Annotated in this window: 21 protein-coding genes; 10 read left to right on the top strand and 11 right to left on the bottom strand. The window is 63.1% G+C overall.

Annotated elements, in window-relative coordinates; all coding sequences use genetic code 11:
• Positions 1-5: 5 nt before the first annotated feature.
• A complete protein-coding gene (gene putA / locus WA070_RS03045; RefSeq protein ID WP_422632693.1) occupies positions 6-3,605 on the bottom strand; it encodes a trifunctional transcriptional regulator/proline dehydrogenase/L-glutamate gamma-semialdehyde dehydrogenase in 3,600 nt (1,199 codons plus the stop codon).
• Between the two features lie 98 nt (positions 3,606-3,703).
• On the opposite strand from putA, the gene WA070_RS03040 reads away from it, so the two are divergent.
• On the top strand, positions 3,704-4,186 hold the full coding sequence (locus WA070_RS03040) for an Lrp/AsnC family transcriptional regulator (protein WP_422632692.1): 483 nt from the start codon (positions 3,704-3,706) through the stop codon (positions 4,184-4,186).
• Between the two features lie 4 nt (positions 4,187-4,190).
• Here the strand turns inward: WA070_RS03040 and WA070_RS03035 are convergent, their stop codons facing one another.
• From WA070_RS03035 to manD, 4 genes are all read right to left on the bottom strand, one after another.
• Positions 4,191-5,660 carry a mannitol dehydrogenase family protein gene (locus WA070_RS03035; RefSeq protein WP_422632691.1) on the bottom strand — a complete coding sequence of 490 codons (1,470 nt, stop codon included), beginning with the start codon at positions 5,658-5,660 and terminating at the stop codon, positions 4,191-4,193.
• Positions 5,657-7,072: a glucuronate isomerase gene (gene uxaC, locus WA070_RS03030; protein ID WP_422632690.1), complete on the bottom strand. Its 1,416-nt coding sequence runs from the start codon at positions 7,070-7,072 to the stop codon at positions 5,657-5,659. The genes WA070_RS03035 and uxaC overlap by 4 nt, the downstream gene beginning before the upstream one ends.
• Positions 7,069-8,349 carry an MFS transporter gene (locus tag WA070_RS03025; RefSeq protein ID WP_422632689.1) on the bottom strand — a complete coding sequence of 427 codons (1,281 nt, stop codon included), beginning with the start codon at positions 8,347-8,349 and terminating at the stop codon, positions 7,069-7,071. Before WA070_RS03025 ends, uxaC begins: the two co-directional genes overlap by 4 nt.
• A gap of 136 nt (positions 8,350-8,485) precedes the next feature.
• Positions 8,486-9,697, bottom strand: coding sequence for a D-mannonate dehydratase ManD (gene manD / locus WA070_RS03020; RefSeq protein ID WP_422632688.1), 1,212 nt, complete (start codon positions 9,695-9,697; stop codon positions 8,486-8,488).
• A gap of 379 nt (positions 9,698-10,076) precedes the next feature.
• Between manD and WA070_RS03015 the strand changes: the two genes are divergently transcribed.
• Positions 10,077-11,165, top strand: a complete 1,089-nt coding sequence (locus WA070_RS03015) for a LacI family DNA-binding transcriptional regulator (RefSeq protein WP_422632687.1) — start codon at positions 10,077-10,079, stop codon at positions 11,163-11,165.
• A gap of 12 nt (positions 11,166-11,177) precedes the next feature.
• Here WA070_RS03015 and purB read toward each other — a convergent pair whose 3' ends face one another.
• Positions 11,178-12,494: an adenylosuccinate lyase gene (gene purB, locus WA070_RS03010; RefSeq protein WP_422632686.1), complete on the bottom strand. Its 1,317-nt coding sequence runs from the start codon at positions 12,492-12,494 to the stop codon at positions 11,178-11,180.
• Positions 12,495-12,768: 274 nt separating this feature from the next.
• On the opposite strand from purB, the gene WA070_RS03005 reads away from it, so the two are divergent.
• On the top strand, positions 12,769-13,218 hold the full coding sequence (locus tag WA070_RS03005) for an EF-hand domain-containing protein (protein ID WP_422632685.1): 450 nt from the start codon (positions 12,769-12,771) through the stop codon (positions 13,216-13,218).
• Positions 13,219-13,336: 118 nt separating this feature from the next.
• Here WA070_RS03005 and WA070_RS03000 read toward each other — a convergent pair whose 3' ends face one another.
• Positions 13,337-13,543, bottom strand: coding sequence for a hypothetical protein (locus WA070_RS03000; RefSeq protein WP_422632684.1), 207 nt, complete (start codon positions 13,541-13,543; stop codon positions 13,337-13,339).
• 118 nt (positions 13,544-13,661) lie between these two features.
• Between WA070_RS03000 and WA070_RS02995 the strand changes: the two genes are divergently transcribed.
• The 7 genes from WA070_RS02995 to pyrF are packed head-to-tail and all read left to right on the top strand — an operon-like array spanning position 13,662 to position 19,835.
• A complete protein-coding gene (locus WA070_RS02995; RefSeq protein WP_422632683.1) occupies positions 13,662-14,807 on the top strand; it encodes a fumarylacetoacetate hydrolase family protein in 1,146 nt (381 codons plus the stop codon).
• Positions 14,804-15,562: an SDR family NAD(P)-dependent oxidoreductase gene (locus WA070_RS02990; protein WP_422632682.1), complete on the top strand. Its 759-nt coding sequence runs from the start codon at positions 14,804-14,806 to the stop codon at positions 15,560-15,562. The genes WA070_RS02995 and WA070_RS02990 overlap by 4 nt, the downstream gene beginning before the upstream one ends.
• A 1-nt stretch (position 15,563) precedes the next feature.
• Positions 15,564-16,439 (top strand): SMP-30/gluconolactonase/LRE family protein, encoded by an 876-nt coding sequence (locus WA070_RS02985; RefSeq protein ID WP_422632703.1) that lies wholly within the window; start codon positions 15,564-15,566, stop codon positions 16,437-16,439.
• 36 nt (positions 16,440-16,475) lie between these two features.
• Positions 16,476-17,888, top strand: a complete 1,413-nt coding sequence (locus tag WA070_RS02980; RefSeq protein ID WP_422632681.1) for a sugar porter family MFS transporter — start codon at positions 16,476-16,478, stop codon at positions 17,886-17,888.
• Positions 17,889-17,896: 8 nt separating this feature from the next.
• Positions 17,897-18,778, top strand: coding sequence for an aldose 1-epimerase (locus tag WA070_RS02975; RefSeq protein WP_422632680.1), 882 nt, complete (start codon positions 17,897-17,899; stop codon positions 18,776-18,778).
• 32 nt (positions 18,779-18,810) lie between these two features.
• Positions 18,811-19,164 (top strand): lipopolysaccharide assembly protein LapA domain-containing protein, encoded by a 354-nt coding sequence (locus WA070_RS02970; RefSeq protein WP_422632679.1) that lies wholly within the window; start codon positions 18,811-18,813, stop codon positions 19,162-19,164.
• Complete coding sequence (gene pyrF / locus WA070_RS02965) at positions 19,161-19,835, top strand: orotidine-5'-phosphate decarboxylase (RefSeq protein ID WP_422632678.1); 675 nt, start codon at positions 19,161-19,163, stop codon at positions 19,833-19,835. Before WA070_RS02970 ends, pyrF begins: the two co-directional genes overlap by 4 nt.
• On the opposite strand, the gene WA070_RS02960 is transcribed toward pyrF, so the two are convergent.
• The 4 genes from WA070_RS02960 to WA070_RS02945 all read right to left on the bottom strand — a co-directional run bounded on the left by WA070_RS02960 (position 19,832) and on the right by WA070_RS02945 (position 26,741).
• Complete coding sequence (locus WA070_RS02960; RefSeq protein ID WP_422632677.1) at positions 19,832-20,257, bottom strand: acyl-CoA thioesterase; 426 nt, start codon at positions 20,255-20,257, stop codon at positions 19,832-19,834. The two genes, pyrF and WA070_RS02960, sit on opposite strands and share 4 nt — an antisense overlap.
• 95 nt (positions 20,258-20,352) lie before the next feature.
• On the bottom strand, positions 20,353-21,009 hold the full coding sequence (locus WA070_RS02955) for an outer membrane protein (protein WP_422632676.1): 657 nt from the start codon (positions 21,007-21,009) through the stop codon (positions 20,353-20,355).
• 172 nt (positions 21,010-21,181) lie between these two features.
• Positions 21,182-22,570 carry an L-serine ammonia-lyase gene (locus WA070_RS02950; protein WP_422632675.1) on the bottom strand — a complete coding sequence of 463 codons (1,389 nt, stop codon included), beginning with the start codon at positions 22,568-22,570 and terminating at the stop codon, positions 21,182-21,184.
• 1 nt (position 22,571) lies between these two features.
• On the bottom strand, positions 22,572-26,741 hold the full coding sequence (locus WA070_RS02945; protein ID WP_422632674.1) for a translocation/assembly module TamB domain-containing protein: 4,170 nt from the start codon (positions 26,739-26,741) through the stop codon (positions 22,572-22,574).
• Between the last annotated feature and the right edge of the window lie 3 nt (positions 26,742-26,744).

Here is a 26,744-nt window from a genome sequence, read left to right as displayed (position 1 = left end):
TTCCATCAACCGATCATCATCAGGCTGGCGTTCCCCCCGGCAGCCGTGGTGTTGATGGACGTCGACACTTCCTCCAGCAACCAGTCGAGGCAATAGCCGTCCGCCCCTTCGGCATGAACCGACACGATCCGCCCCGGCAGGTCCGCGACCGACTGCACCACGGCTGCAACCCGCGCAGCGCTCCCCTCCACCAGTGCTACGGCAATCGGCTCAGTCCCCTCCGCACCAAACCGCACGGCGATTTGCGGCGGCAGGCCGGGCGGCACCGCCATCCCCTGCACCACGCCATAATTGCCCGTCGCCAGCACCGCCGCCATCTGCCGGAACAGTCCCTGGCGCGTCGCAGGATGCATCAGCACGCAGCCTCGGGGGTGCAGCGCGTAGAGATTACGCTCACCCACAGGTCCGGGCAGCACCATTGCCAACTCAAGCAATGATGCGTCGCCGGTCCGCCGTGCATGAATCGCCGCTTCTGCATCCCCCTGCAACTCCAGCCAATCGGCAAAAACATGGACAGGCGACTGGAGCGGCGTGATCGGCGCCGGGAAGGCAGGCGGCGTCTTGACCAGCCGCCCCAGATAAAGCGGTCCGCCCGCCTTCGGTCCCATGCCAGACAGGCCGCACCCGCCAAAGGGCTGCACGCCCACGACCGCGCCGATCACATTGCGGTTCACATAGATATTGCCCACCTTCACCCGTGCAGTGACGCGGGCGACCGTTTCATCCAGCCGCGTATGCAGCCCGAACGTCAGCCCATAGCCAGTCGCATTGATCTGATCGACCAGCGCGTCCAGCCCATCGCGCCGGAAACGCAGTACGTGCAGAACCGGGCCAAAAACTTCCCGCTCCAGCCGCGACACGCTGTCGATCTCTATGATCGTGGGCGCAACGAAGGTGCCGTACGAGGCATCATCGGGCAGCACGCTTTGATCCACCTTGCGCCCAGCCGCTCGCATCGCATCGATATGCGCGGTAATATTGGCCTGCGCCTCCGCCGTGATGACAGGGCCGATGTCGTTGGCCAGGACATCGGTGCGGCCGATCCGCAGTTCGGCCAGCGCGCCCTTCAGCATCGTTAGCGTCCGGTCGGCAATCTCTTCCTGCAAACACAGGACGCGCAGCGCCGAACAGCGCTGGCCCGCGCTGTCGAACGCCGAAGCGATGACATCGGCCACAACCTGTTCGGCCAGCGCGGACGAATCCACGATCATCGCGTTCTGCCCGCCCGTCTCGGCGATCAGCGGAATGGGCTTATTATCGGGCGATAACCGATCCGCCAGTTGCCGCTGGATCAGCCGGGCAACCTGGGTCGATCCGGTGAACATCACTGCGGCTGTCTCCCGCACCCCCACCAGTGCCGCGCCGATTGCTCCGTCACCGGGAATCAACTGCAATGCATCGGCGGGAATGCCCGCTTCATGCAACAGCCGAATGGCCTGCGCCGCAATCAGCGGGGTTTCCTCGGCAGGCTTGGCTAACACCGGATTGCCCGCGACCAGCGCTGCGGCGACCTGCCCTGTGAAAATCGCCAGCGGGAAATTCCATGGGGATATGCAGGTAACGACCCCAAGCGCCTGCTGCTTCGGCCCAAAGGTCGCGCGCGCCTGCGCCGCATAATAGCGCAGGAAATCGATGGCTTCGCGCACCTCGGCGATGGCGTTGGGAATGGACTTGCCCGCCTCCCGCACGATCAGGCCCAACAGCACGGGCATTTCCACCTGCATCGCGTCGGCAGCGGAATCTAGCATGGCAGCGCGGTCTGCCACCGACGTGTTGGGCCAAAGCGATGCGGCGGCACGGATCGCTGCCGTGCGCGCATCCTGCGGCGTGGCATCCGTCACCATGCCCACGACATCGCGATGATCCGCCGGGTTGAGCACAGAACGTCTGTCGCCCGTGCTTCCTTCAGCGGAGGCAGTCCATTCAATCGTGGCGCTATGGCGCAAGGCGTCTGTCAGCGTATCGAGCGAACTCTCATCGCTCAGGTCGATGCCATCGGAATTGCGCCGATCGGGATAGATGTCCGCCGGTCGTGCGATCTGGTCGTGCCGCGCGCCCGGCTGCGCCATCGCCCGCACGACATCGACCGGATCGGCGATCATCTCATCGACTGACACATCGGGGTCTGCGATCCGGTTGACGAAGGACGAGTTCGCTCCATTTTCCAGCAGACGGCGGACCAGATAGGCCAGCAGCGTCTCATGCGTGCCGACCGGCGCATAGATGCGGCACGGCCGATCCAGCTTACCCTTGCCGACCACCTGTTCGTACAAAGGCTCGCCCATGCCGTGCAAACACTGGAACTCATAACGACCTATGGCGAAATCGGGTCCGGCGAGGTGATAGATCGCCGCCAGCGTCTGCGCATTATGGGTCGCAAATTGCGGGAACACCGCGTCGGGCGCGGCCAGCAGTTTGCGCGCGCAGGCGACATAGGCCACGTCGGTGTGGACCTTGCGCGTATAGACCGGGAAATCCGCCAGCCCATCCACCTGCGCCCGCTTGATCTCGGCATCCCAATAGGCGCCCTTGACCAGCCGCACCATAATCCGCCGATCTGCCCGGCGGGCCAGATCGACGATCCAGTCGATGACGAAGGGACAGCGTTTGCCATAGCCCTGCACCACGAAGCCCAGCCCGTTCCAGCCGGCCAGATCGGTGTCGAGCGCGAGACTTTCGAGCAGGTCGAGCGACAGTTCCAGCCGATCCGCCTCCTCCGCATCGATGTTGAGGCCAATGTCATATCGTTTGGCCAGCAGCGCCAGCGTCTTCACACGCAGCAACAGTTCACCCATGACCCGATCCGCCTGTGCGCGGACATAGCGCGGATGCAGCGCCGACAGCTTGATCGATATGCCCGGCCCCGCATAGATGCCACGCCCGTTCGACGCCTTACCGATCGCATGGATGGCCGCGTCATAATCGGCGAAATAGCGATGCGCATCCGCCGCCGTCGTGGCCGCTTCCCCCAGCATGTCATAGCTGTAGGAAAAGCCCCTGGCCTCCATCTCCTTCGCGCGCTTCAACGCCTGTTTGATGGTCTCGCCGGTGACGAACTGCTCGCCCATCATCCGCATGGCAAGGTCCACGCCACGCCGGATCACCGGTTCGCCCGCACGCGCGACCAGTCGCGTCAGCGCCGCGCCAAGCCCGCGATCATCGACGCTCCCCACCAGCTTGCCCGTGACCACCAGTCCCCATGTCGCCGCATTCACGAACAGCGACTTGTCCCCGCCCAGATGCGCGCTCCAGTCGCCATTGGCGATCTTGTCGCGGATCAGCGCATCGCGCGTGTCATTGTCGGGAATACGCAACAGCGCTTCGGCCAGGCACATCAGCGCCACGCCCTCCTGACTTGACAGCGCATATTCCTGCACCAGACCCTCGACGCCCGTACCTTTATGATTGGCGCGCAGCGCCGTGACGAGCGCACGCGCGGTATCCGCAATGGCCGCGCGGGTCGCATCGGGCATGGTCGCCGCCGCGATTGATGGCGCCAGTGCCTCCGCCTCGTCCTGACGATAGGCGGCCGTGATCGATTGCCGCAGGGCGGATTGGTCACGAATGGGGGGAGCGAAAGTCGCGAAGGGGGCTTGCTGGGTCATCACGGGATAATATCTCGTTTTACCTGATCGTTCCGCCCTTTCAGAACGTCCAGCCAGATCGAAATGACTTATTATCGCCATCCTGCTAGGCAGAAGGCATGGATAACAAGACCTCTACAGTCGAACTGGACGAATTCGACCGCAAGATTATCGCCGCGATGGTCGAGGACGGCCGGAAAACGGTGACTGACCTGGCCGTGCAGGTCGGCCTGTCCAAGACACCCTGTCAGGTCAGGCTGAAACGCTTACAGGACGCCGGCGTCATTCAGGGATTTCGAGCGATCGTCGATCCCGCGAAGCTTGGCCTCACCCATGTCGCCTTTGCGGAGGTCAAGCTGTCCGACACGCGCGAAACGGCTCTGGCCGCTTTCAACGCAGCCGTGCGGCGCATCCCCGAAGTCGAGGAATGCCACATGATCGCCAGCAGCTTCGACTATCTGCTCAAGGTCAGGACCGCTGACATTCGCCGCTATCGCACAGTGCTGGGCGAAAAAATCTCCGCCCTGCCCCATGTCGCCAGCACATCGACCTTCGTCGCGATGGAAACCGTGCTGGAATCGGGCAGCAAACGCCCCCGATAGAGCCTTACCCCTGTTGAAAGCGCGCCAGCGCCGCCCGCGCGCCCTGCGTTTCAAGCAGAGCCAACCAACGCGTCAGCGCATCGCGGAACACAGCACTGGACGCCAGTTTCGCCGGAACCACCGCATCGAACGCCAATATCGCCGCCACGCGGTCTTCCGCCGATTCCGCGCTCGCCAGGACCGCTGCAATTGGCGCGGCCAGCGGGTCGTCCACCTGATGCGCCTGCCCCAGATCGTCCTGCCCCGCCTGCCAGCGCACCCACGCGGCAACGGCCAGCGACAGCGCCTCAATCCCCTGCCCCGCGTCGATCCGCGCGGCTATGGTCGCCAACAAACGCTGCGGCAGTTTCTGCGACCCGTCCATGGCAATCTGCCGCGTGCGGTGCTGCAGGGTCGGGTTGTCGAACCGCGCCATCAAATCCTGGCGATAGGCCGCGACATCCAGTTCCGGTGGCGGTGATAGCGTCGTTTCCGCCTCATCCCACAGCGCTTCTACGAAATAGCGCGCCTCTGGCAGCGCCAGCACTTCATGCACATAGTCAATACCCGCCAGCCCGCCCAGATAGGCGATCCCGCTATGCGCGCCATTGAGCAGCCGCAGCTTGGCCTCCTCCCATGGCGCGACGGCCGCCGTGATCTGGACGCCTGCGCCAAATTCCGGCCGGGGTCCGCAAAACCGGTCCTCGATCACCCACTGGATAAATGGCTCGGTCTTGACCATCGCCTGATCCTCGACGCCCAGCAGCGTGGCGAGCGCGGCAATATCGTCCGCTGTCGTCGCTGGCACGATGCGATCGACCATCGTTTCAGGAAACGCTCCGCGCTCCGCGATCCACTCTGCCAGCGACGCGTCATGCCGCCGCGCCAGTTCCAGCACGGCGTTGCGCAACCGCGTGCCGTTATGCGGCAGATTGTCGCAGGAAATGGCGGTAAATGGCGCAAGCCCCGCCGCCCGACGCATGGCCAGTGCCGCGACCAGATAGCCCGGCGCGGTCTGTGGCGCATCCAGCGCAACGAGGTCGGCGGCCATTTGCGGATCCTCCTCGATCAGCGCACCGGTCGCCGGGTCCAGCTTATACCCCTTCTCCGTGATGGTCAGCGTCACGATATGCGTGTCGGGCGACGCCAGCGCGGCGAGCAGCGCCTGCGGGTCTTGCGGTGCGACGATCACATCACGCACCGCGCCGATGATGCGCGCCTGCTCGGCCACGCCATCGCGCACCAGCATAGTGTATAGCCCGTCCTGCGGCACCATCTGCGCCTGCACGGTCGGCGATCGCAGCGACGCGGCCGTAATGCCCCAGCGCGGGTCGCCGGCATTGAGCGCGTCGTCGAATATCACCGCCTGATGCGCCCGATGAAACGCCCCGATGCCCAGATGTACAACGCCGCAAGTCATGGCGGCACGATCATAGCCAGGACGTGCGACATCCGCCGGCAGCGTGCCTATTGTTTGCAATGACAGGCGGTTCACAGATTATACGCCTTCTTGACCAGATCATAGGCCAGCGCCCGTGCAACCTCGAACGCCTCATCCTCCTCCAGCCGATGTTCGACCACCAGTTGCGCCAGCCATCCGCAATCCATGCGGCGGGCAACATCATGCCGTGCCGGGATCGACAGGAAAGCACGGGTATCGTCGTTGAACCCGACCGTATTGTAGAAACCGCCGGTCTCCGTCGCGCGCTCGCGAAAGCGGCGCATCCCTTCCGGGCTGTCATGAAACCACCAGGGCGGCCCCAGCTTCAACGCCGGATAATGACCGGCGAGAGGCGCGAGTTCGCGCGCATAGACATCCTCATCCAGCGTGAAGAGGATGAGCGTCAGGCGCGGATCATTGCCATAGCGATCAAGCAGAGGCTTGAGCGACCGGATGAACTCGCCCGCCGCGGGCATGTCCGCGCCCTTGTCCTTGCCGAACCGGGCGCGAACGGCGTCATTATGATTGCGATGAACGCCGGGATGCAACTGCATCACCATGCCGTCCTGCGTCGACATGCGCGCCATTTCGACCAGCATATGCCCGCGAAACAGTTCGGCATCCTGCGCACTGACCGGACCGCCCATGACCTTGGCATAAAGCGCCTCGGCCTCATCCGCCGAAAGATTGGCGGTGAAAGCGCTGGGATGGCCATGGTCGGTCGATGTCGCGCCCGCTTCCCGGAAATCGGCGCGCCGCTTTTCATGCGCGCGCAGATAAGCCGCATAGCTGCCCGCATCCTCACCCGTCATCGCGCAGAACGCCCGAACGTTATCGATGAATGTGGGATCGTCGGGGTCCAGCACCGGATCGGGGCGATAGGCGGTGACGACCTTGCCGCCCCAACCCGATTCGCAAATCGCCCGATGATGCGTCAGCGGATCGAGCGGCCCTTCGGTGGTCGCGATCACCTCGATATTATAGCGATCGAACAGCGCGCGCGGGCGAAAAGCCGGCGTCTTGAGCGCTGCGTCGATCACATCATAATAATGATCGGCGGTCTCTGCCTCCAACCGCACATCAATGCCAAACGCCTCGGCAAAGACCCAATCGAGCCACATGCGCGAAGGTGTGCCGCGAAATAGATGATAATTGGCAGCGAAGATACGCCAGATCGCGCGCGGGTCCGCCTCCGTCACACTGCCATCGATAGTCGGAACGCCCAGTTGCTCCAGCTTCACGCCCTGGCTGTAGAGCATGCGAAACACATAATGATCCGGCATGATCAACAGCTCTGCGGGATTGGCGAATGCCTCGTCATAGGCGAACCAGCGCGGATCGGTATGCCCATGCGGACTGACGATCGGTAGATCCTTCACCGACGCATAAAGTGCGCGCGCGATGTCACGCGTGCGCGGCTCAGCGGGGAAAAGGCGATCGGGATGCAGACTGAGCGGCTTGGTCATGACGGGACTCCATGGATACCGGTGTCAACGCCCTGATAGCGCGGTATGATGATATGAATAGTGCAAAGCGCAGCCAGATAGGCACAGGACGCCACGGCAAAGATCGGTCCATAGCTGCCGACCGTTTCCAATATCGTGCCAGCGAACTTCGCCATCAACATGCCGCCGATCGCGCCTGCCAGTCCGCCCAGACCAACGACGGACCCGGCCATCCAGCGCGGGAATACGTCACCGGGCAATGCATAGAGATTGGCGGAAAAACCCTGGTGCCCCGCGCAGGCCAGGCCGATCAACCCGACCGCAACCCACATGGATGGCGCATGAGCGGCAAAAGCGATCGGCACGGCACATAGCGCCGCCATCAACATCGCCGTCTTGCGCGCCTTGTTGACGCTCCACCCCTTGCCCATCAGGCGCGACGACGCCCAGCCGCCCGCCACCGACCCGACGTCTGCCAACAGGTAAACAGCGATCAATGGCGGGCCGAAATCAAGCATCTTCACGCCATATTGCTTGTTGAAAAAGTCGGGCAACCAGAACAGGAACGTCCACCAGACGGGATCGATCATGAAGCGGCCCAGCATATAGGCCCAGGTCTGGCGCAACCGGAATAATGTGGACCATTTGACCGGCCGCTGCGGCTCCACCGGGTCGGTCTCGATCCAGGCCAGTTCTTCTGCGCTCAGGCTCTTCTTCTCGCGCGGGCTGCGATAGAAACTCAGCCAGGCGGTCAGCCATACCACCGTCAACAGCCCAGTCAGGATGAAGGCCCAGCGCCATCCCAGCGTGACCGCGATGATCGGCACGATCAGCGGCGTCAGGATCGCGCCGACATTCGACCCGGCGTTGAAGATACCGATGGCGAGCGCGCGTTCTTTCTTGGGAAACCATTCGTTGGTCGCGGCAATGGCGGCGGGAAACGTCCCAGCTTCCCCGATCGCCAGCGGAATGCGCGCGAGCAGCATGCCGGCGGTCGATGTAAAGAAGATGTGCGCGACATGCCCGATCGTCCACAGCGTGACCGCCAGCGCATAGCCCGCCCGCGCGCCGATCCGATCGATCAGCCGCCCAAAGAAGACGTAGGAAATGCCATAGCCTGCCTGAAACCAGATGGCGAGATCGGCATAGCCCCGCTCGCTCCACCCATAGCGCGCCTGAAGATCGGGTTTGAGCGTCGGCAGGACCAGCCTGTCGATATAACTCAGCACCACTGCGGCGAAGAGAAGGCCGCAGACGATCCAGCGGACCTTCCCGGACGGCTTGGGAATAGCTGTCATTGACCTCTCCAAAACATAGTTCGTCATCCCCGCGAAAACGGGGATCCATCTCCCGCCATCTCCATAGCCGCAGCGATGATAGATGGACTCCCGCCTTCGCGGGAATGACACCGGCTGCACGAGGCGGTCCGGGCAATTACCAGTTGAACATCGTCCCGTCTTCCAGCCTGTTCACTGGCAGGAAAGCCCGATTATATTCATATTTCGCGGCCAGTTCCTCGTCGATATCCACGCCCAGCCCCGGCGCTTCGCCCGGATGCATCGCGCCATCCGCGAACGTATAGGCATGCGGGAAGACCGCATCCGTTTCGGGCGTATGGCGCATATATTCCTGCACCCCGAAATTGGGCACCGACAGGTCGAAATGCAGCGCAGCGGCCATGCACACCGGCGACAGGTCAGTCGCCCCATGACAACCCGTGCGGACCTGATAGAGGTCGGCCAGATTGGCGATCTTGCGCAGATGGCTGATGCCGCCAGCATGGACCACGGTCGCACGAATATAATCGATCAACTGGTTTTCGATCAGTTCGCGGCAATCATGGATCGAATTGAAAATCTCGCCCACGGCCAGCGGCGTCGTGGTGTGCTGGCGGATCAGCTTGAACGCTTCCTGATTTTCCGCAGGCGTCGCGTCCTCCAGCCAGAAGGGGCGATATTGCTCCAGATCCTTGCCCAGCCGCCCGGCCTCGATCGGCGTCAGGCGATGATGGATGTCATGCAGCAGGTGGACGTCCCACCCAAGCGCCTCGCGCGCCGCCTTGAACAGCTCCGGGACGACCCGCATATATTTGCTGGTGTTCCAGACATTTTCGGTCGGCAGATCAGCGTCGGCGGGTTCGTAGAAATATTTATCCTTCGACACGCCATAGGTCGATGCCATGCCCGGCACGCCACACTGGATGCGAATCGCCTTATACCCCTGCGCCTGATATTCCAGAGCGACCCGCACGGTATCTTCGATCGTCGTGCCGTTGGCATGGCCATAGACCATCACGCTCTCGCGGCTCGCCCCGCCCAGCAATTGATAGACCGGCAGACCGGCCAGCTTACCCTTGATGTCCCACAACGCGGTATCGACGGCGGCGATTGCGGACATGGTGACAGGTCCACGCCGCCAATAGGCACCCTTGTAGAGATACTGCCAGATATCCTCGATCCGATGTGCGTCGCGACCGATCAGGCAGGGAATGACATGATCCTGCAAATAGCTGGCGACGGAAAGTTCGCGTCCGTTCAGCGTGGCATCGCCCAGCCCATAGACACCATCGTCCGTAATGATCTTCAAGGTTACGAAATTGCGGCCGGGGCATGTAACGATAACCTTGGCGTCGATAATCCTGGACATGGGAACCTTTCCGATACTGGTCAGGCCAATTAAAAGCATCGGACGGATTATTCAACGCAAAAATGCCAAGCGGACTGACCAATATAGTCGTAGGCAATCTCGCGTTATCCCGTCCCGGTCAGGGCGACCGGACGGGAGTGGAAGATCGGGACCGTCATCGACTGTCCAGCCTTTGGACAACAGGCGCGCAGTAAACCCATCAATCCACTTTACTTCAAAGGAAACAAGGTGACAGGCTCATCACGCGCCTCGCCATGGGAAGGAGGCGCTTATCTGGGCATTGGCCCCTCTGGACGCTCCGGACTGTCGGTGGCATTTGCTTTTATTTATCGAATGATGCCGTTACCATAAGACAATGACTTTTTCGAAAGCCGCCTCCTTGACTGACACTCGATCACCCCGCCGACAACGCAACGCACCCACCATCAACGATGTCGCACGGCACGCGGGCGTTTCGCCTATGACGGTGTCGCGGGTCATCAACAGCGAACAGGTCGTCCGCCCCGTAACCAAGGCGAAAGTCGATGCCGCGATCCTCGCGCTCAATTATGCGCCCAGCGCGGCCGCGCGCAGTCTGGCCGGTGGTGAGGAAATCCGCATCGGCCTGCTCTACAGCAACCCGTCATCCTCCTACCTCAGCGAATTTCTGGTCGGCAGTCTGGATCAGGCGAGCCGCAGCGGCGTGCATCTGGTAGTCGAAAAGTGGGACGAGCAGACATCGGTCAAGGCTGTGGTCGACCATCTGCGACGCGGGCGGATCGACGGAGTCATCCTGCCGCCGCCGCTCTGCGACCTGGAGGACATGATTGCCGCGCTGAACGCTGCCGACATTCCCGCCGTGGCCGTCGCGACGGGGCGCGCACCCGGCGATCTGGCTGCGGTCAGCATTGACGACCGGGCCGCCGCCTATGAAATGACGCGCCATCTGATCGGCCTGGGCCATGTCCGCATCGGCTTTATTACGGGCAACCCCAACCAGACCGCCAGCGCCCGCCGGTTCGAAGGCTATGCCGCCGCTCTGGGCGAATCTGGGTTGCCGGTACAGGACGAGTTGATCGCACCGGGCTATTTCACCTATCGGTCAGGCCTGGATGCAGCGGAACAGATATTGGCGCTGCCCGATCCGCCCACCGCCATCTTTGCCAGCAACGATGATATGGCCGCCGCGACAGTCGCGATCGCGCATCGCGGTGGCCTCGACGTGCCGGGCGACCTGACCGTCTGCGGCTTCGATGACACCTCGCTTGCAACGACGATCTGGCCGGAACTGACTACGATCCGCCAACCCATTCAGGCAATGTCGCGCGAAGCGGTCGATGTGCTGGTGCGTCTGCTCAAAGGCCGCAGGGCGACCGCCGATGATGCACCCGAACATCTGGTGCTGGACCATGCCCTGATCCGCCGCCAGTCGGATGCCGCGCCCAGAATGCGGCCCCGTCAGGGGAAAGGCCATGGCCTCGCCACCTGACGGGCCACGGCTTTATGCCGCTCCGAAAACGCGGGTAAAGATCGTGTCGACCTGCTTGAAATGATAATCGAGGTTGAACTTCTCCTCGATCTGCGCTGGCGGCAAAGCGGCGGTCACATCGGCATCGGCCTTGAGCAGTTCGAGCAGCGATAGCTGGCCGTCCGATTCCCACACCTTCATCGCGTTGCGCTGGACGAAGCGATAGCTGTCCTCGCGGCTGACACCTGCCTGCGTCAGCGCCAGCAGCACGCGCTGCGAGTGGACAAGGCCGCCCATCTTGTCGAGATTCTTCATCATCCGCTCAGGGTAGACCAGCAGCTTGTCAATCACGCCGGTCAGGCGGCCCAGCGCGAAGTCCAGCGTAATCGTGGCGTCAGGACCGATATAGCGTTCGACCGAAGAATGGCTGATGTCCCGCTCATGCCACAGCGCGACATTTTCCATCGCGGGCATCGCATAGCTGCGCACCATGCGGGCGAGACCGGTCAGATTTTCGGTCAGCACCGGATTGCGTTTGTGCGGCATCGCCGACGATCCCTTCTGGCCCGGCGAGAAATATTCCTCTGCCTCCAGCACCTCGGTCCGCTGAAGATGGCGGACTTCGACCGACAGCCGCTCGATCGAACTGGCGATCACGCCCAGCGTGGCGAAGAACATCGCATGCCGGTCGCGCGGGATGACCTGCGTCGATACCGGCTCGATCGCCAGCCCCAGCTTTTCCGCGACATGCTCTTCAACGCGCGGGTCGATATTGGCGAAGGTGCCGACCGCGCCCGAAATGGCGCAAGTCGCGATCTCCGCACGCGCCGCGATCAGCCGCGCCTTACACCGGCTGAACTCCGCATAGGCTTCCGCCATCTTCAGGCCGAATGTGACGGGTTCGGCATGGATGCCATGACTGCGCCCGATCGTGGGGGTCAGCTTATGTTCGAACGCACGACGCTTGATGACCTCCAGCAACTTGTCGAGATCCTCGATCAGCAGGTCGGATGCCCGCGCGAGTTGCACCGCCAGGCAGGTGTCCAGCACGTCGGAACTGGTCATCCCCTGATGCATGAAGCGGGCTTCGTCGCCAACCTGTTCGGCGACCCATGTCAGGAACGCGATAACGTCATGCTTGGTCACCGCCTCGATCGCATCAATCGCCGCGACATCGATCGCCGGATTGGTGGCCCACCAGTCCCACAGCGCCTTGGCTGCCGACTCCGGCACCACGCCCAACTCGCCCAGTTTCTCGGTGGCATGCGCTTCGATCTCGAACCAGATGCGGAAACGCGCCTCCGGTTCCCAAAGGGCGGTCATGGCGGGGCGGGAATAGCGCGGGATCATGGACGAATCCTTGCATCAAGGGTGAAAATAGCTGCCGCGCGACTAGCAGTGTCGGTCGCACAGGGCAAATGGCGCAATGCCGCACGCGCCGCCACTCGGTTCGTCGCAATTATGGCCTGCAAGGGCGGTCAAATGAAACGATTCCCAAGACGAACCGAACGGTATGAACAACTGTTCAGGAACAATAGGGTCAACTGGGCTATTGATGCCTGGCTATTCAAAAAGACGACATGCCTTGTTCGTCGTCTTATATTTACAGTGACAGGAGATTATCATGATCCGCACTTTGCTTTTGACTACCGCTCTTGCAATCGCCGCGCCTGCCATGGCGCAGGAAGCAGCCGCTCCCGGTCAGGCGGCGACGCCGATGGCCCCTGCCGCCCCCGCTGGCGTGCAGCCTGCTGACCCGGCAACCGCTGGCCAGCCTCAGGCAGCGATGCCAGCGAACCCAGCCCCAGCAAACCCAGCCAATGCGGTCGCCACCATCGTGGACACGGAATTTCCAGCCTATGACGCCAATAACGACGGTGCGCTCGACAAGGCTGAATTTTCCCGCTGGATGGTCGCGTTGAAGGATCAGGAAATGAAGGCGACCGGCAAGACGCTGCCGCCTGAGCAGGTTACAGCCTGGGCCACGGGCGCTTTCACGACGGCCGATGCCGACAAGAGCACGACCATTTCCAAGCCTGAGCTTGTCACATTTTTGAGCGGCGGCGCAGCCTGATCCACCTCCGGCAATTCCCCACCCCGTCACGAAGGATGGGTTGAAATAATCCGGCAGAATGATCGGCACGGCAAGGGCGGCATGGAATATTCCATGTCGCCCTTTGCTTATGCTGCGATCAGGGTTTCTTGCGTGAATAGAGCAGCGCCGCGACGATGGCAGCAGAACCAATGCCTACCGCCGCACCGGTCCATACCGCCTTACCCACCGACTTGCGGCCTGCCATTGCAAGATCGGTCGTTTCCGCATCGGAACCCGACGGCGCTACTGCGGATGGGGTGGATTGAGCGCCGCTTTCCGGCGCATTTGTGTCATTTTTGCTCATGATCCCTCATGCTATGCCAAATTTCGGCGGCCACGGAAAGATGCAAACCCCTCTTGACTTCGCACCCTCTTCCATGTTGGTAGCGCTATCAGATAATGGTATCGTTTAGGAGTTGATAATGCCGGGGGACGCCTCCTTGCTTGAAGCATTGCCTGCCGATTGGCGCGCAGGCCGTTTCGTCGGCCGCGTGATGACCGCCGCTGGCCCAAGCCCGATTCTCATTGCCGATGGACTCGTGTATGACATGAGCCAGGTGGCGCCCACCGTGGCCGAACTGGTCGAAGCCTTTCCCGTCGCCGCGCAGGCCGGACAATCTCTCGGCCCGTTGGACACGCTCGACCTTCCCCTCCTCACCCCTGTCGACCTGCAATGCGTCAAGGCATGCGGCGTGACCTTCGCCCTCTCGGCGATCGAGCGGGTGATCGAAGAGCGTGCGCGGGGTGATGCGGCCGCCGCAACGGATATTCGCGGACGGCTGGAAGAACGCGTGGGCGGATCGATCCGTGCCGTCGTGCCGGGGTCGCCCGAAGCCGCCGCGCTGAAGGCCGCCCTGATCGAGGATGGCCTGTGGTCTCAGTATCTGGAGGTCGCGATTGGCCCGGATGCGGAGGTGTTTACCAAGGCGCCAGTCCTCGCGACGGTCGGCGCTGGCGCGCAGATCGGCATCCGGTCTGATTCCACCTGGAACAATCCCGAACCTGAAATCGTGCTGCTGGTAAACAGCGCAGGCGAAGCCGTAGGCGCGACATTGGGCAATGACGTCAATCTGCGCGATTTTGAGGGGCGCTCGGCCCTGCTGCTGGGCAAGGCAAAGGATAATAATGCGTCCTGTTCGCTAGGCCCGCTGGTTCGCCTGTTCGATGGCGCATTCACTATCGACGATGTTCGCGCCGCCGAAGTTGGCCTGACCATTGTAGGACCGGAGGGCTATCGGCTCGAAGGCACGAGCAGCATGAACCAGATCAGCCGCGATCCGCTCGAACTGGTGCGTCAGACGATGAGCGAGCATCAATATCCCGACGGCTTCGCCCTGTTCCTGGGCACCCTCTTCGCGCCGGTGCAGGATCGCGACGATCCCGGTCGCGGCTTCACGCACAAGGTCGGCGACGTGGTCACGATCTCGACCCCGAAACTGGGCCGTCTGGTCAATGAAGTCGTGACGTCGAAGGACGCAACGCCCTGGACCTATGGCCTGACAGCCCTGATGCGCAATCTGGCGCAGCGCGGCCTGCTCGACAGCGCCAAACAGAAAGCAACTGCATGAACCGCGCCATCTACCCCAGCCTGAAGGGCAAGCGGGTGTTCATTTCTGGCGGTGGCAGCGGGATCGGCGAAGGACTGGTGGAAGCCTTTGTCGGTCAGGGTGCGCAGGTCGCCTTTTGCGACATCGCGCAGGCCGACGGTCTTGCGATCGTGGAACGGCTGGCGGATGCCGCGTTTGTGCCGGTATTCCATCATGTTGACCTGCGCGAACTCGACGCCGTTCAGGCGATGATCGCACAAGTCGATGCAGACTTTGGCGGCATCGACATCCTCGTCAACAACGCGGCCAATGATGACCGCCACACAATCGAGGAAGTCACGCCCGCTTACTGGGACGATCGCATGGCCGTAAACCTGCGCCATCTGTTTTTCGCGGCGCAGGCAGCGGTCCCCGCCATGCGGCGTGCGGGCGGCGGCGTGATCCTGAACTTCGGATCGATCAGCTGGCACCTCGCCTTACCCGAACTGACCCTGTACCAGACCGCCAAAGCCGCGATCGAGGGACTGACCCGCAGCCTGGCGCGCGACCTTGGCCGCGACAATATCCGCGTCAACACCATCGTTCCGGGCAATGTCAAAACCCCGCGCCAGATGAAATGGTACACGCCCGAGGGGGAGGCGGAAATCGTTTCGGCCCAATGTCTGGATGGGCGTATCATGCCCGTGGACGTCGCCGCACTGGCGATGTTCCTGGCGTCGGACGATGCGCGCTACTGCACCGGCCATGATTATTTCATCGATGCCGGCTGGCGCTGACATGAGCGGCGTCGAACCGCGCAGCGTACTGAGCGTCGGTGCGACACTGGGCGAAGGCCCGGTCTGGGTCGCGCGCGACGCCGCCCTCTGGTTCGTCGATATAAAGGGCCAACGCATCCATCGCTTTGACCCCGAACTGGACGTAGCGCGCAGCTGGGCGACGCCCGGACAGGTCGGCTGGGTCTTGCCGACAAACGACGGGCTGTTTGCTGTAGGGTTGCAATCGGGCATCCATCGTTTCGATCCTGCCAACGCCAGCTTCACGCTGCTGCATGCGCCCGAAGCCCACTTGCCCGGCAATCGTCAGAATGACGCCTGCGTGGCGCCGGACGGAGCCTTGTGGCTTGGGTCGATGGACGATGCGGAGCAGGACGCCAGTGGCCGTTTCTACCGCTATCATCAGGGTCGTTGCGTCGAAACCGGCCTGCCCCCGGTATCGATCACCAACGGTCCCGCCCTCTCCCCCGACGGCCGCATACTCTATCACACCGACACATTGGGCAAACGCATCTGGAGTTCCACTTTGGACGATGACGGCGCGGTGCGCGACACCAGCCTGTTCGTCCAGATCGAGGAGGATGCGGGCTACCCCGACGGTCCGACCGTGGACGCCGAAGGCTGCCTGTGGACGGGTCTCTTTGGCGGGTGGGCCGTGCGGCGCTATGATCCGGCCGGCGCATTGATACGGGAAATCCGTTTTCCCGTCGCGAACATCACCAAAATCGCCTTTGGCGGCGACGACCTGTCGGTGGCTTATGCGACCACCGCGCGCAAGGGGCTGGACGAAAAGGCGCTTGCCGCACAGCCGCTGGCGGGCGATCTATTCGCCTTCGATCCGGGCGCCACCGGACTGCCGGGGTTCCACGCCAGCGTTTAATATCTACGATAGAAAAATCAGGAAGGATGCAGGACGATGAATGAGGGGAGCGCCGAGAAGGTCAACATGGCCTTTATCGCCGCCATTGTTGCAGTCGCGACGATCGGTGGCTTCATGTTCGGCTATGATTCCGGGGTCATCAACGGCACCCAGAAAGGTCTGGAGGCCGCCTTCGACCTGGGCAAGCTGGGCATCGGTATCAACGTCGGCGCGATCCTGGTCGGCTCGTCCATCGGTGCGTTCATGGCGGGCCGCATGGCCGACCTCATCGGACGACGCGGCGTCATGATGCTCGCTGCCGTCCTCTTTCTGGTCAGCGCGCTGCTGGCCGGAGCAGCCGGTTCGTCCGCCATCTTCATCTTCGCCCGTATCATCGGTGGCCTTGGCGTCGGCGCGGCCAGCGTCATTTCGCCTGTCTACATCTCCGAAGTCACCCCCGCCGCCGTGCGTGGCCGCCTGTCCAGCATTCAGCAGGTGATGATCATCACTGGCCTGACCGGAGCGTTCGTCGCCAATTTCGTGCTCGCGCGCTATGCGGGCGGTTCGACCGCGCCACTGTGGCTCGACTATCCCGCCTGGCGCTGGATGTTCTGGTTGCAGGCTATCCCTGCCGCCATCTATCTGGTCGCACTGATCTTCATTCCCGAAAGCCCCCGCTATCTGGTCGCACGCGGCCGCGATGCCGAAGCGGAAGCCGTGCTGACCCGCCTGTTTGGCCCGCTGGAAGCAGCCCGCAAGGTTGCCGAAATCCGTGCCAGCCTGGCTGCCGATCATCACCGCCCCACGATGCGCGACCTGATCGATAAGACCAGCGGCAAGATTCGCCCGATCGTCTGGACCGGCATCGGCCTGGCGGTGTTCCAGCAACTGGTCGGCATCAACGTCGTCTTCTATTATGGCGCAACCTTGTGGGAAGCGGTCGGCTTTTCAGAAGATAATGCGCTTCAGATCAACATCCTGTCGGGCGTCCTGTCGATCGGCGCGTGCCTGGGTACGATCATGATGGTCGATCGCATCGGACGCAAACCTTTGCTGCTCGTCGGTTCGGCGGGCATGGCCGTGACGCTGGCCGTCGTCGCCTATGCCTTTTCCACTGCGATCACTGGCGCGGACGGCGCGGTCAGCCTGCCGGGGCATAACGGCCTGATGGCCCTGATCGCCGCCAACCTTTATGTCATCTTCTTCAACCTCAGCTGGGGTCCGATCATGTGGGTCATGCTGGGCGAAATGTTCCCCAACCAGATCCGTGGATCGGGTCTGGCCGTCGCAGGCTTTGCGCAGTGGATCGCCAATGCGGCAATCTCGGTCAGCTTCCCCGCGCTCGCCGTGTCGCCGGGGCTGGTGTTCACCTACACCGGCTACGCCCTGTTCGCGGCAATCTCCTTCTTCTTCGTGCGCGCCATGGTGCATGAAACCAAGGGGCGCGAGCTGGAAGACATGGAGGGCTGAGCAACAGCATGATTAAATTGAAAGCGGGAGCGCTGGAGGCGGCGCTCTCGCCCGACATGGGCGGCGCGTTGCTCTGGCTCACATCGGGCGGCATCGACCTGTTGCAGCGCGCGCCCGGTGATGGGCATGATCCGCTGCTGACGGCCAGCTTCCCGCTGGTGCCCTATGCCAACCGCATCGCCCATGGCCGCTTCACCTTCGACGGACAGTCCCACAAGCTGCCCCGTAATTTCGGCGATCATCCGCACAGCATCCACGGCAATGGCTGGCAGTCGAAATGGGCGGCGCAGGATGTCGCCAGCGACAGTGTGAACTTAGCACTAGATCACATGGCGGATGCTGCATGGCCCTGGGACTATGGGGCACAGCAGCACGTCCTCCTGACGCCCGATGCCCTGACGCTGCGGCTGACGGTCACGAACCGCAGCGATCGCGCCATGCCGGTCGGCCTTGGCTTCCACCCCTATTTCCTGGCCGACGCGGACACCCGTCTGACGTTCGACGCCGCCAGCCTTTGGCTCTCCACGCCCGACATGCTCCCCGACCGCGAAGTCGCTGCCGACACACTGGGCGACTGGTCGCGCGGCGGGGTCGTGCCCGGCGACAGCCTCATCGACAATGTCTATGGCGGCTGGACCGGCAGCGCCCTTATTCAGCGCGGCGGCGGCACCCGCCTGACCCTGACGGCGCAAGGCGCGGACTGGCTGCACGTCTATCGCCCACCCAACGCGACGCATTTCTGCGTGGAACCGGTCACGCACATGCCCGACGCCCTCAACCTGTCTGAGGGCATGGAAAGCCTGCTGCCGGGAGCACATCGCAGCCTGTCGATGACCATCGCCATCGGCAAATCGGACGAGACGCTTCCGAATGGCGACGAATTATCCTAAGCTGCCTGAAATCAGCCGCTAGAGGATAGCCGATGCAATTTTTGCGGACAGCCTTTTGGGTCGTTATCGCCGTCGCCCTCGCCTTTTTCTGCATGGCGAATTACGTCCCCGTCACCGTGCGCCTGTGGGGCGACATGGTTATGGAAACCAAGCTGCCGGTCCTGTTGATCGGCGCATTCCTGCTGGGTGCGTTGCCCTTCTGGGTCATGGCGCGCGCCACCCGCTGGCGCATGCGTCGGCGGCTGGACAGTACCGAACGCGCGCTTGTCGCCGCAACCGCGTCAGCCGCGCCCACCGTCCCCGCCTTCACACCCATGACGACGCCTGACGTCACCCCATTACCCGACCAGCCCATTTCCCCGACCAGCCCAGCAGGACCGCTATGACCAGCCCCATCTATGTCGCCATCGATACGCCCGACCTTGCCAAGGCGCAGGATCTGGCCCGGCAGGTGCGACATCATGTGGGCGGCCTGAAACTCGGCCTCGAATTTTTCTGCGCTAACGGCCATCATGGCGTGCATGAAATGATGAAGTTCGACCTGCCGATCTTCCTTGATCTCAAGCTGCACGACATCCCCAACACCGTGGCCAAAGCGGTCCAGTCACTTCATGTGCTGGAACCGGCTATCCTGACAGTCCATGCCGCCGGTGGCCGCGCGATGCTGGAGGATGCCAAAGCCGCCGCTGGCGTGAATACCAAGGTCGTCGCCGTGACGGTCCTGACCAGCCTGGACGATGCCGACCTGCTGGACGTCGGCGTCGGTGGCAAAGCGCAGGATCAGGTACGCCGCCTCGCCGACCTCGCCCAAAGCGCGGGCCTGGACGGCATCGTCTGTTCGGGCGAGGAAGTCGCCATGGTCAAGGAAAGCTGGCCCGACGGCTTTTTCGTGGTGCCCGGCGTGCGCCCCGCCGGTGGCGCAATGGGCGACCAGAAGCGCGCCGTGACGCCTCGACAGGCGCTCGATCGCGGCGCGTCGATCCTGGTCGTCGGACGCCCCATCAGCATGGCCGAAAACCCCGACTTCGCCGCGCGGGAAATAGAGGCGACCCTCTAAACCGTTTCGGGCCGCTCATCGCTCGCAAAGAAATGCTGGATAACATCGCGCGCCAGCCGGGCGGGGCGCAACGTGCTGGCGTCCACGCAACACCAGCTGGATTTCACTTCGGCCAGCACATCCTCGCCACGCCGGATAATCGTCTCATAAAATGCCCGCGCGCCCTGCACCTTTTCCAACAGGACCGTCGCGATGACGTCATCGTCCAGAAAAGTGGGCTTGCGGTACGTGATCTCATGCTTGAGCGCGACCCACATATGCTGGGCCACCGCTTCGGCGGGCGCCAGCGCGCGCCAGTGGTCCAGCACTGCCGCCTGCACCCATTTCAGATAGCTGGCATTGTTGACATGACCCATGAAGTCGATGTCATCGGCGGCTATGCCGACCGGATAATTATGGGGAATCGCGTTACTCACAGACATGTCAATAACAGGTCGGCAGCCACACAGATAGGCTTTTGCGGCAATTCGCGATGAAATGAGGGCGGCCACACGCCGCCCCCACCCTTAAATTTCGATCAGAAACGCCAGCCGACGCTTGCGACAACCTGATGCCGGTCGGTGTCGATGTCGAACTCCCGGCTGGTTGCGCCGTCCATGTAATCAATATGAGCGCTGTCATATTTGGAATAGCGATATTCGACCTTGGCAAAGGTGTTGGCGTTGATCGCGCGTTCCACGCCGCCGCCGATGCGCCAGCCGTCCAGCTTGAAAGCCGTGTCGGTGGTCTGGTTCGTATCACCGGCCAGCACGTTCAGCTTGGTGTTCGTATAACCGCCCTTTACATAGACCAGCGTTGTTGGGCTGGCGAGAATACCGGCACGGGCGCCGACATACAGGTCGCGGCCCTGGCTTACGCGCCCGAAGCCGAACTGGTCGGTCAGGTCGGACCGATCGCTCTTGGCGGTGGAGTCGGTAAATTCGCCCTCGACGCCAACGACCGCGCTGCCCAGATTGACGTCATACCCAGCGCCTACGCCATACAGCAGCCCGTCGATCGACTGGTCATCCCGGTCGTTATTATTGTCGACCTTGCTGCCTGCGCCGACATGGTCATAACCTAAAATGGCTTCAACACGAGGACCGGTGAAGGTGGGTGCGCTATCCTGCGCGAAAGCTGGAGCAGCGGCGATCGTTGCGCCGGCGAGAAGGGTTGCGACCATCATCTTATTCATTGTTTTGACTCCGTTGTCATTCACCCCGCAGGGTAGGAGGCTCAAAGCAGCCCAGCCCTGTCAGTTGCATGAACGGGAGATAAACATTTGAATATGTTGCATTAAGGTCACAAAATCGGATCGGCTCGTCTGGCTTATGTGCGCCACTGACGACGAAGCGTGGGAATGGATTTCAACACTCCACCACGTTGACGGCCAATCCGCCCAGCGACGTCTCCTTATATCGGCTGGCCATATCCTCACCGGTCTGACGCATCGTTTCGATCACCGCGTCCAGGCTGACGATGTGCCTCCCGTCACCCTGAAGCGCCAGATACGCCGCATTGATCGCCTTTACCGCGCCCATCGTGTTCCGCTCGATACAGGGGATCTGCACCAGTCCGCCGATCGGGTCACAGGTCAGGCCCAGATTATGCTCCATGCCGATCTCTGCGGCATTTTCGATCTGGCCATTGGTCCCGCCCAGCACCGCCGCCAGCCCCGCCGCCGCCATCGAACATGCAACGCCCACTTCACCCTGACATCCCATTTCGGCCGCCGATATGGACGCCCGCTTCTTATAGAGAAAGCCGATTGCCGCCGCCGTCAGCAACAGCCGATGCTCCCCGTCCCGGTCGGCCCCCGGCACGAAGCGGCGATAATAATGCAGCACCGCCGGAATCACCCCGGCCGCGCCATTGGTCGGCGCCGTAACCACCCGACCGCCTGCCGCATTTTCCTCGTTAACGGCCAGCGCGAACAGGCTGACCCATTCGAAAATCTGCGCCGGACCCAGCGCATCCTGCTGCAACCGCAACCGCTGGTGAATGGCGCGGGCGCGCCGCCGCACCTTCAATCCGCCGGGCAACAGCCCCTCCTGCAGCAGCCCACGATCGATCGATGCGGACATGGCGTCGATCACGCTGTCCAGAAACGCCTCGGTCTCCGCCTGCGTTCGCCACGCCCCTTCGTTGCGCAGCACCAGCGTCGCGATGCTCAGGCCACTTGCCTCGCCCTGTTCCAGCATCTCCACGCCGGATGAGAAGGGATAGGACTGGACGATATTATGGCCAACGGGCAAATCGCTGGCGATCGATCCGGGCAGTACCGCCCCACCGCCGATCGAATAATAATCCTGGACCTGTGGATCGTCCTGTCCCTCGAACCAGGCGGAAAAGCGCATGCCATTGCTGTGCGCTTCCAGAAACTCGCCCTTATGAAAGAGGAGGTCGGTCGCTTCGTCGAACACCACCCATGCGTCCTTCCCGCTCGCCCAGCCAATGCGGTGGTCGGCGCGAATGGCGGCCAATATGGCGGGGATGCCGTCCGGGTCCACCCCCTCGGGCCGATAGCCTGACAGGCCCAGCAGGATCGCACTGTCGGTTGCATGGCCATGGCCGGTCAGCGCCAGCGATCCATAAAGGTCGCACTGCACCCTTATCGGCTGGGCAGGCAACGATTCCATGAAAATCCTTGCCGCCCGCATCGGCCCGACCGTATGCGAACTGGACGGGCCTATGCCGATGGTAAACAGGTCGGTGATGCTGATCGCAGCGGCGGCGTCCAGGCGGGACTTGGTCACGTCAATAATCCTTCGACACGCGCACGTTCGCGCTTTCCCGGCCCAACGTAGAGATCGCCGCCAGCAACGACAGCCACCGTGTGACCTGATATTCCATCCGCGTGGCCGAATAGCCCTGCCCGTCGGTAATCAGTTCGACATAGGTTTTGCGCGTCAGATATTTGCCCGCCGCGATCGACGTCCCCTGCCCCTGCGTCGGATCGGCGGCGATGATGCGCAGCCGGTCCAGCCCCGCCGCCTTGCGCACAGCGTTGATAGGGTCCAGCCCGCCGCTGCCCTGCAACGATCCAACGGCGGACGCGAGTTGCAACGCTTCGGGCGCGGACAGGTTGGTGATCGACGTGCCGAACAGGATGCGCGACAGCAGTTCGTCCTGTGGCAAAGCGGGCACGCTGTTGAACGTGATGTCCGGCTTCAATCCCGTTCCGCCGACATGGATGGTCGCGCTCAAATCATTGACGTTGGCTTCGGCGTCGATGTCCAGCGTGGGGTTGGTCGGCGTGCGCCCATCGAACTGGATGCGCCCTTCGCGCAGGTCGAAGCGACGCCCCGCAAACTCATATCCACCCCGCACCAGTTCGGCGCGGCCCGCGATCGCAGGTGCAGTCACCGTGCCGCCAATGTCCAGGTCCGCGCGCCATTCGCTGTCCAGCCCCAACCCCGTGACGGTCAGCCGATTGCGCGCCCGCGCCTTGATCGCCAGCGCCCATGGCACATTGGTACGCACAGGCGCATATTCTTCGCCACGACGGTTCACCTCCGTCACGCGCAGTTCGGGAATGGAGGCTACGGCAGCAGCGCGGCCCATCGTAAAACGGCTACGGTTGAGTAGCAGATCACCGCCGATCGTCCCGCCGACGCCGGTGGATCGCAATGTCACCGGCCCAGTCACGGTCGCGGCAATATCGTCCCGCTCCAGCAGCGCGGCATTGTCCGCCTGAAACGCAAGGTCCATGCCCACGCCGCCGATGCCGTTGAAGGTGAAGCTGCCCGTCCCGCTGACACCCCCGCCATTTTGCGCGGTCGCGGCAAAGCTGGAAATGACCAGTTGCGCGCCCGAAAAGCGCCCCCGCGCCTTGACGCCGCGCAGCCGCATGCCCGTCACCGGGCTGTTGATCGTGGCATTATCGGTCGCCAGCACGCCGCTGATAACCGGCTGGCCCAGCGTTCCGCGCATATCCGCCGACACGCCGACCGGCCCGCCAATATCGACAATCTCCACGCCGGTCAGCCGCCAGAGCGTATCGGCCGCGCCATTATAGCGTAGTTGCGCGAAGAAGGGCGCAGCGTTCAACCGCTGGACCACGCCACCTTCACGGCCAAGCGGGTTAAGCAGCGCCTGCGCCCGCCCGATCGTCTTGCCTTCCGACACAAAGATCATGCGCATCGCCAGCCGCTCCGCCGTCAGCGCGGCGTTCACGCCGACATCGACGGGCCGGGAACTCAACGACAGGCCAGACCGCGACAGTCCTCTGATGCGCAATTCCGCCTTGCCAGTCGGCAATCCTCCCCGAGGCTGCACGTAGCTCAATGACCCCGTCGCCGATCCACCCAGACCCAGATTGTCATATCCAATATCAAGCAGCGACAGCGGCAACTTCTCCAGCCGCGCCTCGACATGCACCGAAGCGCTGCCCAGTTCGCCCGCCAGTTGCAGCGAACCGCCGGCGTAGCGAATGGTCGCGGGCGACAGTCGCCAGCCATCCTCCGTCCGCGTCAGCAACGCCGCGCGACTCAGGCGAATGGGCCGCTTGTCGATCGTCCCGCTCGCGCTCACCCGCACGCTGTCGGTATCGACCTGCGCCTCGCCCTGCACATCGAATATCCGCCCACGCTGCCCCGCCAGGCTACCGCGCACCACGCCCTTGCCATCGACCAGATCGGCATTGGCAGCAAAGCGCCCCAGCAACAGCCCGCCGACCCGCAATCCGCGCGCCTGCATCGTGGCGGTCACGCTCGTGCCAGCGGGATCGAGCAAGATGGTCGCGTCCAGCGATCCCCGCCGCATCGCGATGACCGTCGGCCCGTCGAAGCTGGCGTCATTGGCGGTCAGCTTCAACTGCACCTGCTGCACCGTCCCGACAGGTTTCAGCGCGACAAAGCCCGTGACCGGCCCGTTAACCGCCAACTGCCCATCCAGCCCGCCCGGCACCGGACGAATATCGCCACTGGCACTCACCCCCGACACGTCGATCCGCGCAACGCGAATGACCGCCTGCCCGCCCTGCGGCAACAGGATGACGCCCCTGCCGGTGAACGGACCCAGCGTCGATCCACCTTCCGCGACATAACTGTATCCGGCGGCATCGGGGATCAAATGTGCATGCACGTTGCGCAGGCCGAGCGCGTTCATCGGTTGCGCCAGCGTGACGTCGATCGTGGGCCGCTCGATCTTCCCGTCCAGAGTCAGCCGCACCGGCCCATATTGCTTATGCCGCCCGCTGCCTTCCAGATGCAGCGTCTCGTCGCGATGCCGCACGCCACTCCCTGCCAGCGTCAGCAATGGCGAATCCACACGCAAATTCGTCAGCGCAACTTCGCCCCCTGCCTGCAATGTCAGCCCGCTCCGCACGGTCGGCAAGCCACCGCCCAGCGTGCGCAGGAAATCATTGTCCAACCGCCGCACCCGCGCCATCGCATTGCCGCTCAGGCCAAACGCGCCGTTCGCCCCCGGCACCGCACGCAATTTGGACGTCAGGTCGACGATGCCCAGCCCGCGAATGGCCAGTCCCTGTATCTGCCCGTCCAGCCCGACATCATATCGCCCGGTCTTAAGGTCGGCGAGCAGGATCAGCTTTCCACGCAACTTGTCGGATCGCACCTGCATCGGGTTGCTGACGATCTGCTGCCCCTTCAACTGAAGCACGCCATCCAGCGCAAAATTGCGCACGATCCCCTCGACCAGATCGCCCTGCCCCGTCAGGCGCGCAGCGCGCAGCCGCAACGGAATAATCGCCGGACCATTGCGCGCAGCCCGCCCCTTGCCGTCCATACGCACGCCGCTGATGACGGTCTTGCCAAACGCCAGTTCGCGCGCCGTCACCAGATATTCATAGCCCGGCGTCGCAAACGGCCCGTCCAGCCGGACCTTGGCAACGACATCCCGCCCCTGCATCGTCTTGAGCAACGCCTGCGGACGCGCCAGCTTCGCCGTGACCAGCAGATTGTCCAGCGCATTGTTGCGCAGGTCTATCGCCCCGTCCGCGTCCATATCGATCGCAGCCGACCGCAGCCAGAGCCGCCCGTCGATTACCCGGTCTACCATCGTCCCGCTGATGCGCACGCCCAAGCGCGGCGCGGCCAGACGCGCGATTAGCCCATTACCCGCAATCGCCGATCCCTCGATCGACCCGCGCGCGGAATAGGCGCCACCGCGCGCCGCCAGCATCATTTCGGCGGCTGGCCTGGCATCCAGCGTCGCCGACAGGCGGCCGTCCCATTTGCTCCAACTACCGCGCCCGCCGATGCGCAGGTTCGCGTCCTGCCGCAATCCCGCCATCGCCGCCAGCACGCCGCCCTTGGGCGCATTCACCGTCACGTCCAGCCGGAACCTGTCCTGATCGGGCCGACTGTCGAGCGCGATGGTCAGCGCATCGTCCCCATCGATCACACGCGCCGTCAGGTCGATGATCGCCCGCCCGCCACGAATATCGGCGTCGCCGCTCAATGTCGCCTGCTGCGCCCGCCCCGACACGCCTGACGCAATGGTCAGGCGTCCTACGGAAAACTGCATCAGCCTCATGTCGAATCCGGGCAATATCGCCCCTTGCCGCTGGCTGGGGTTGAGCTTTGGCAATTTATCCAGCGTCGCCGTCGGGATCACCAGCCGGTCGATGTCCAGCCGCTTATAGGCCCAGGCGAACGGCCACCAATCCAGTTCGACGCGCGGCGCATGAAAGAACCGCCCACTCGCATCCGACAGCGTCAGGTTGCGCAGCACCGCCTTGCGGTAAATGCTCCCGTCGATCCGCTCGACATCGATATGCAGGCCCGATGGCGGCTTGATCGTACCAATGCGCGACACCAGAAAGCGATGCCCCGACCCGGTATCCAGCCACATCAGCGCACCCGCCACGATCAGGATCGCACCGACCAAAAGGCCAAGCACCCAGCGCTGCCAACGCCCGTCCCATGCCCGACGACGCGGTGGCACGGCGGCGGCTTTTGGCATATC

It is taken from the genome of Sphingobium sp. (genome assembly GCF_049304695.1).
Classification (GTDB): domain Bacteria; phylum Pseudomonadota; class Alphaproteobacteria; order Sphingomonadales; family Sphingomonadaceae; genus Sphingobium.
The sequence above is the reverse complement of the archived record's forward strand: the minus strand, read 5'-3'. Positions and strand labels throughout refer to the sequence as shown.

Bases quoted from the DNA above. Each gene is read 5' to 3' on its own strand.
- putA (WP_422632693.1), bottom strand. From the start codon at position 3,605: ATGACCCAGCAAGCCCCCTTCGCGACTTTCGCTCCCCCCATTCGTGAC.
- WA070_RS03040 (WP_422632692.1), top strand. From the start codon at position 3,704: ATGGATAACAAGACCTCTACAGTCGAACTGGACGAATTCGACCGCAAG.
- uxaC (WP_422632690.1), bottom strand. From the start codon at position 7,072: ATGACCAAGCCGCTCAGTCTGCATCCCGATCGCCTTTTCCCCGCTGAG.
- WA070_RS03025 (WP_422632689.1), bottom strand. From the start codon at position 8,349: ATGACAGCTATTCCCAAGCCGTCCGGGAAGGTCCGCTGGATCGTCTGC.
- manD (WP_422632688.1), bottom strand. From the start codon at position 9,697: ATGTCCAGGATTATCGACGCCAAGGTTATCGTTACATGCCCCGGCCGC.
- purB (WP_422632686.1), bottom strand. From the start codon at position 12,494: ATGATCCCGCGCTATTCCCGCCCCGCCATGACCGCCCTTTGGGAACCG.
- WA070_RS03005 (WP_422632685.1), top strand. From the start codon at position 12,769: ATGATCCGCACTTTGCTTTTGACTACCGCTCTTGCAATCGCCGCGCCT.
- WA070_RS03000 (WP_422632684.1), bottom strand. From the start codon at position 13,543: ATGAGCAAAAATGACACAAATGCGCCGGAAAGCGGCGCTCAATCCACC.
- WA070_RS02995 (WP_422632683.1), top strand. From the start codon at position 13,662: ATGCCGGGGGACGCCTCCTTGCTTGAAGCATTGCCTGCCGATTGGCGC.
- WA070_RS02990 (WP_422632682.1), top strand. From the start codon at position 14,804: ATGAACCGCGCCATCTACCCCAGCCTGAAGGGCAAGCGGGTGTTCATT.
- WA070_RS02985 (WP_422632703.1), top strand. From the start codon at position 15,564: ATGAGCGGCGTCGAACCGCGCAGCGTACTGAGCGTCGGTGCGACACTG.
- WA070_RS02980 (WP_422632681.1), top strand. From the start codon at position 16,476: ATGAATGAGGGGAGCGCCGAGAAGGTCAACATGGCCTTTATCGCCGCC.
- WA070_RS02975 (WP_422632680.1), top strand. From the start codon at position 17,897: ATGATTAAATTGAAAGCGGGAGCGCTGGAGGCGGCGCTCTCGCCCGAC.
- WA070_RS02970 (WP_422632679.1), top strand. From the start codon at position 18,811: ATGCAATTTTTGCGGACAGCCTTTTGGGTCGTTATCGCCGTCGCCCTC.
- pyrF (WP_422632678.1), top strand. From the start codon at position 19,161: ATGACCAGCCCCATCTATGTCGCCATCGATACGCCCGACCTTGCCAAG.
- WA070_RS02960 (WP_422632677.1), bottom strand. From the start codon at position 20,257: ATGTCTGTGAGTAACGCGATTCCCCATAATTATCCGGTCGGCATAGCC.
- WA070_RS02955 (WP_422632676.1), bottom strand. From the start codon at position 21,009: ATGAATAAGATGATGGTCGCAACCCTTCTCGCCGGCGCAACGATCGCC.
- WA070_RS02945 (WP_422632674.1), bottom strand. From the start codon at position 26,741: ATGCCAAAAGCCGCCGCCGTGCCACCGCGTCGTCGGGCATGGGACGGG.